This is a genomic window from Flammeovirga sp. AWQ4_249 (assembly GCF_056161045.1).
In genome coordinates, this window is sequence record NZ_JBSWYJ010000026.1 from 68,694 (window position 1) to 74,693 (window position 6,000).

The following is a 6,000-nucleotide window of genomic DNA, read 5'->3' on the forward strand; positions in this document are numbered from 1 at the left end:
CGAGCTTTTTTATTTTTATAGCATGAAATCAGTAAAAACATATCAATCTGTCAACAGAACCAATAAAAAATTAAGTTTTGGTATCTCTAAGATGGAAGAGATTTATGATAAAAGAAAGGGTGAAGTTGATGATCCTCACCGACATGATTTCTATACTTTTATTTTTACTAAAAAAGCAAGAGGAATTCATAAAATTGATTTCACTTCATATGCATTATCTGATCATCAAATCTATTTTGTTTCTCCAGGACAAGTACATCAAATCATAGAAAAAGAAAGGTCTGAAGGGTATGCTCTAGTTTTCTCTACTGATTTTTTAGTATTGAATAATATTCCCATCTCATTTATTCAAGATTTGAATCTATTTCACGACTTTACCGAAACTCCTCCTCTTACTCTCAATCAGGATGATTTTTTTCTAATAGAATCTTATTTAGAAGATATTTATACAATGTTTCATTCTGAAATGAATTTCAAAGAAGATGCAATTGGTGCTATATTGAAATTGATTTTAATACTTTGTACAAATGTTTGTGATTTACCTTCAGAAGAAATTCAAAATACAAACAATTTACTCCGCCAATTTAAGGAACTGATTAATACGCATTATAAGGAGTGGCATCACACTAGTACTTATGCAGAAGCTCTACATATTTCTCCAGACCACCTAAATAAAGTGGTTAAACAACACAGCGGAAAATCGGCCAAAGAACATATTCAAAGTAGAATTACTACAGCTGCCAAACGTCTATTGTACTTCTCTACACTTAGTAATAAAGAAATTGGGCATGAACTTGGCTTTTCAGAACCTGCTAATTTTAGTGCTTTCTTTAAAAAATGTGTTGGTATTTCCCCATCTCAATTCAGACTAAATGATTAAATGACGGATTTTCATAAGTCCTTCACGTATTCTCATATTCATAGCCATTTGGATTATGTGTTACTTTGTAATACATCAAAACGGTCAATACTATGGATAGAAAAAAGTTTCTCTCTACGACATTAAAATCTGCTGCTTTAGGCATTGTGGCTCCTTCGATTAGTCAAGCCAAGGAAAACTTACCTGAAACTTCAGAGGATGAAAATTTAATTCAACAAGTAGGATTTAATCATTTACCAAATAAAGAAAATAAAACAATGAATACTGTATTACATAAATCAGAAACAAGAGGACATGCAAATCATGGATGGTTAGATTCACATCATACATTTAGTTTTGCCAATTATTATAATCCTGAAAGAGTTCACTTTGGTGCCTTAAGAGTATTAAATGATGATAAAGTAGCTGAAGGAAGAGGTTTTGGAACTCATCCACATGACAATATGGAAATTATTTCTATTCCAATGTCTGGTGATTTGGAACATAAAGATAGCATGGGAAATACAGCTACAATTAAAGAAGGTGAAATTCAAGTAATGTCAGCAGGAACTGGAATTTATCATTCTGAATACAATAAAAATAAAGATAAAAATGTAGAGTTTCTTCAAATATGGGTATTCCCAAATCAAAAAGGAGTCACTCCACGTTATGATCAGATTTCTATAGCCGATATTTCGAAGCCTAATCAATTTTACCAAATCTTATCTCCAACAGCAGATGATGCAGGTGTTTGGATCCATCAAGACGCATGGTTTAACATGGGTACTTTTGAAGAAGACACAACAACTTCCTACAATTTTCATGGAGACAATAATGGAGTTTATGCATTTGTATTAGAAGGAAATGTTGAGATTAATGGACAGTCTCTTCAAAAAAGAGATGGCTTTGGAGTTTGGGATACAGATCAACTTCAAGTAAAGGCTGAAAAGGGAGCTAAAATCTTATTAATGGAAGTTCCTATGGATTTAGCCTAATGATCCTTTTATAATTAAAATCCTTTTTATAATATTAAGCTACTTTTTAAGTAGCTTTTTTTTGCTGGATTTTTTTCAACCATTATGAACAAAACACTTCTCTTTGGCAACGGTATTAATCTTCTTTCAGAAAATGCCCTTGATTGGGTTCAACTCTTAGAAGAATTAAAACAAGATCGACCTTTTGATAATGGACGATTACCTAATACGATGATCTATGAAAAAATGCTAATGGATGATGTAAATACTGGTAAAAAAATCCCTTCTTTATTAGAAAAAAGAATTAAAGAAAAAATTGCGAGTAAGATGGATAAAATGGTGACTAATCCATTTTATAAACAACTATTTGAGCTCAATTTCAAAAATTATCTTACGACCAACTATGATTATTCTTTTTTGAAAGGAATTACCTCTAATAATATTTCATTGGTCAATAATAGTGTAGAAGAAATCTATAATATTAGAAGAAATACCTCTATCCTATTGGATAATCAAGAAGTCTGTAAGATCTGGAATATTCACGGTGAAATCCATAAACCTCCTTCTATAATGTTAGGTTTAGATCACTATTGTGGCACGATCGGAAAACTAGATGGATACCTGAAAGGAACGTATGAGTTTACTATAAATAAAAAGAAAGTAAGAGTAAAATCTATCTATAATAAATTAAAAGAAAAAAAATTTGATGGCTATTCATGGATTGAGCTTTTCTTTAATTCTGACATTCATATTATAGGATTATCTCTAGATTTTAGCGAAACTGATTTATGGTGGATTTTAAATAAAAGAGCAAGAATTATCTCTACAAATCGTAAGGGTTTTATAAAGAACAACATCTATTTCTATACTGAAGACTTTATTTCTCAAGAAAAAGAGGAACTATTAAAAGCTTTTAAAGTTATCGTTATCAAAGAAAAAGTAATCAAAAATGATTGGATGAAATATTATAATAATCACATAAACAACATGATGAGTATTTAATGTTATCTTACATAATAAAAAAAATGAAATAAAATTTAATAGTGTAATTTCAATACTATTCCCAATTCTTATCTTTTTATCATTTTAATGAAAAATACTTGGACCTTACTTGATTATAACTCACATTTTTCAACTAAATCTTTATTACTTTTGTAAATCTAATCCTTATTAACCTGAATAAATCCTTATGCAACAGATTCAAAGCAGAAACGATGTCAATAAATTGGTACTCACTTTTTATGGAAAAGTACGAAAAGATGAAGTATTAGGTCCTATTTTCAATACTATGATTGAAGAAGAAAAATGGCCCGAACATTTAGAAAAACTAACAGACTTTTGGTATTCAAACCTATTTGGTGCAAGAACATTTAATGGTAACCCAGTACAAGCACATGTCAGAACTGATAACATGATGAAAAATACTATGGGTCCTGAACATTTTGAAAGATGGCTTGCACTTTGGTTCACTACAAATGATGAATTATTCAATTGTGAATTGAGTGAAAGAGCAAAACAAGTGGCTTATAATATTGCACAAAGACAATTGATGATTGTTCGTTCTGCGAGACAGTAAATATTCTATCAAACATAAAATAGCGTATTTAAATTAGCATTACTGTATTACCATTTGTTCTTTTTTCTTTGTACATGGATACATTTTATCAATATAAAGAACACCATCAAAAATAGTAAGCCAGTTCTGTTTATACGCTTTATGCCAATTATATCTCATGATAAACTGAGTAGGTTTTCCTTTATAATTTTTGAAATCTAAGAAAGCTTGATGATAGTTTTTTGCAGCAATCTTATTTTCTAATAGTTTTTTACTTTTTATTTTTCGTAAGGAAGAAGCATTATCTTGATTCGCCCACTCAGATGTTCCTTCTGAAGAAATAAAACCTAATGAATACATTTGATCACCCAAAACCTCATATACCTTATCCGTCATCGTAATTGCTTTAAAATTCTTATGTAATGCTCTTGAAATATGATAATTATGTGCCCATACGATAATCTTTTTATTGGGAAATCGTTTTTGAGTTAACCACAATAAATTATCAGCCATATAGGCATCTCTGATATTCAAAGTTTCTCTTAAAGTCTTAGCTGTTCTCATTTTTGAATAACCGACAAGACTATGTAGTACCTGTTTCCAGAAATCATCTTTAGTATAAGAACTATATAAATTATTTAACTCTTTAAAATAAAAGGTTAGATCTTTTTCTTTATTTTCTGATTCAAATGTTTGATTGTTTTTAATAAGTAGATTTAAGATTTCAAAGAACCTCTTTTTATCATTTACCTTAAGAGTATTTTCTTCATAAAATTTCAAAAAGTCATCATAAAAGCTTTTTTTAAAATAAAATTGCATATCAAACCCTGTAGTATATAATGGATTTTCTGTGACTAATGAGTGCTTGATATAAGAAAAAGAGGGCTCACATTCTCCACATTTCGTCCAGATAGGAAATATTTCTTCATAGGCATCTTCAAAATTTAAAGAATCTCGTTCGAAAGCTCCTTGCATATCATAAAAATTACTTTCAAAAGCAATTATATCAAATCCCATCTGCTCATGAAGATATTTTATTAATCTTGCTTTCATGACAAAAGCAGTCCCATTACCATGATCTTGTTCACCAAGCATTACTACTCTTGCATCACCAATGGCTTGTTTTATAGCTGTTAAATCATTGTCATTATCATAATTAATATCCAGCGATTTTATCTCAGAAGTGTTTTCTTTTACATAGATATCAAAATCATTTTGAGCGAAAATAAGATGAGTCCAAAAGATTAATAGAATTAAAGTGAAAGGAGATTTCTTAAACATAACTTATTATTTTAAATAATGTAATACATATATATACACATCAATTGACAATTTAGTTGGAAAAGAAATACCTAGTCAATATTAATAATCACCCCCTCCACCAGAGTCACCTCCACCAGAGTCACCTCCTGAACCACTTCCTCCATAGCTGTCTGAACCAGAGAAAAAACTTGATCTATATTTGGGTTCACCAAATAAAAAGACACGGACTTTCCAATAGACATAATCTATTCCCCTAAAGACATAATGTAATCCAAGTAAGACTAAAGAAATTATAATCATTAGAATAACAGCCCAAAAAAAATCAGACCAAAAAGTAACTCTTGGAGCTTCTTCTATTTTGTGTATACATTTTAATATGCCATTTATATAATCTCCTTCTTTTAGTAATGGTAAAAAGTCAGCATTTATAATTTTTTGTAATTTACTGTCCGATATTGTGTAATCATCCTTAGTGATATATACTCCTCGAGTTTCAGATGCTATCAATATCAGTATTCCCTTATCATCTTTGGATACACCAGTTCCCCACTGTTTCTTAATTTCTTTGGCAAGTTGACTTCTTTTTATATTATTAAAACTATCTATGATACATATGGCATATTCAAATTCAGACTTCTCATTTATATGATCAACGGAATCAATAAGTACTAATAATTCTTTTTGCTCTAGTAAGGAATTGTGCATACTAACTGATTGATAATATTCACAGTTTTTAGTAACAAAATCTGTAATGTAGGAATCTATATAATTTTCAGCTCCAAAACTATATTCAGAATTAGAGTTTGTATTACAATTACGAACACTTTCCAAATCACCATTTTCATCGTATAAACACCATCTACCATATCTAATTTCACCTTTACTATTCCCTTTTGAATGTAAAGTTCCATCTTCTCTATAAAACTCTAGTAAACCATTAATTTCTCCATTTTTATAGTAAGTAATAAGATCAGTATTCCCATTCTGGAAATACCATTTCCATTGACCACTTTTTTGATTATTATAATAATTACCTTCGGAAAGTAATGTTCCATTTTCTTCTCTAAAATGTTTGACTAAGCCAGCAACTTCACCTTTATGATAGGTTTTTATTGCTTCAAGATTTCCATTGGAATAATACCACTTCCATTCCCCTTCACGAAAACCATTAATATGCTTTCCTGTAGATTTTAATGAGCCATCTTCTTCTCTAAAATGTTTGACTAAGCCAGCAACTTCACCTTTACGATAGGTTTCAATTGCTTCAAGATTTCCATTGGAATAATACCACTTCCATTCCCCTTCACGAAAACCATTAATATGCTTTCCTGTAGATTTTAATGAGCCAT

6 protein-coding genes are annotated in these 6,000 nt (G+C 30.0%); 4 read left to right on the forward strand and 2 right to left on the reverse strand.

Annotated elements, in window-relative coordinates; genetic code table 11:
• Positions 1-22: 22 nt before the first annotated feature.
• From ACXAHM_RS17855 to ACXAHM_RS17870, 4 genes are all read left to right on the forward strand, one after another.
• Positions 23-880, forward strand: coding sequence for an AraC family transcriptional regulator (locus ACXAHM_RS17855; protein ID WP_474962578.1), 858 nt, complete (start codon positions 23-25; stop codon positions 878-880).
• A 92-nt stretch (positions 881-972) separates the two neighbouring features.
• Positions 973-1,854: a pirin family protein gene (locus ACXAHM_RS17860; RefSeq protein WP_474962581.1), complete on the forward strand. Its 882-nt coding sequence runs from the start codon at positions 973-975 to the stop codon at positions 1,852-1,854.
• Positions 1,855-1,938: 84 nt separating this feature from the next.
• Positions 1,939-2,835: a hypothetical protein gene (locus tag ACXAHM_RS17865; protein WP_474962586.1), complete on the forward strand. Its 897-nt coding sequence runs from the start codon at positions 1,939-1,941 to the stop codon at positions 2,833-2,835.
• Between the two features lie 187 nt (positions 2,836-3,022).
• A complete protein-coding gene (locus ACXAHM_RS17870; protein ID WP_474962590.1) occupies positions 3,023-3,409 on the forward strand; it encodes a group III truncated hemoglobin in 387 nt (128 codons plus the stop codon).
• 39 nt (positions 3,410-3,448) lie between these two features.
• On the opposite strand, the gene ACXAHM_RS17875 is transcribed toward ACXAHM_RS17870, so the two are convergent.
• Entirely contained in the window at positions 3,449-4,669 is a 1,221-nt protein-coding gene (locus ACXAHM_RS17875) for an erythromycin esterase family protein (protein WP_474962594.1), read from the reverse strand.
• Positions 4,670-4,750: 81 nt separating this feature from the next.
• On the reverse strand, positions 4,751-6,000 hold a 1,250-nt coding region (locus tag ACXAHM_RS17880; RefSeq protein WP_474962598.1), incomplete at its 5' end, for a TPM domain-containing protein.

What these genes read in the sequence shown, in the direction of transcription:
- ACXAHM_RS17870 (WP_474962590.1), top strand. Translation starts at nt 3,023, where the DNA reads ATGCAACAGATTCAAAGCAGAAACGATGTCAATAAATTGGTACTCACT.
- ACXAHM_RS17855 (WP_474962578.1), top strand. Translation starts at nt 23, where the DNA reads ATGAAATCAGTAAAAACATATCAATCTGTCAACAGAACCAATAAAAAA.
- ACXAHM_RS17875 (WP_474962594.1), bottom strand. Translation starts at nt 4,669, where the DNA reads ATGTTTAAGAAATCTCCTTTCACTTTAATTCTATTAATCTTTTGGACT.
- ACXAHM_RS17865 (WP_474962586.1), top strand. Translation starts at nt 1,939, where the DNA reads ATGAACAAAACACTTCTCTTTGGCAACGGTATTAATCTTCTTTCAGAA.
- ACXAHM_RS17860 (WP_474962581.1), top strand. Translation starts at nt 973, where the DNA reads ATGGATAGAAAAAAGTTTCTCTCTACGACATTAAAATCTGCTGCTTTA.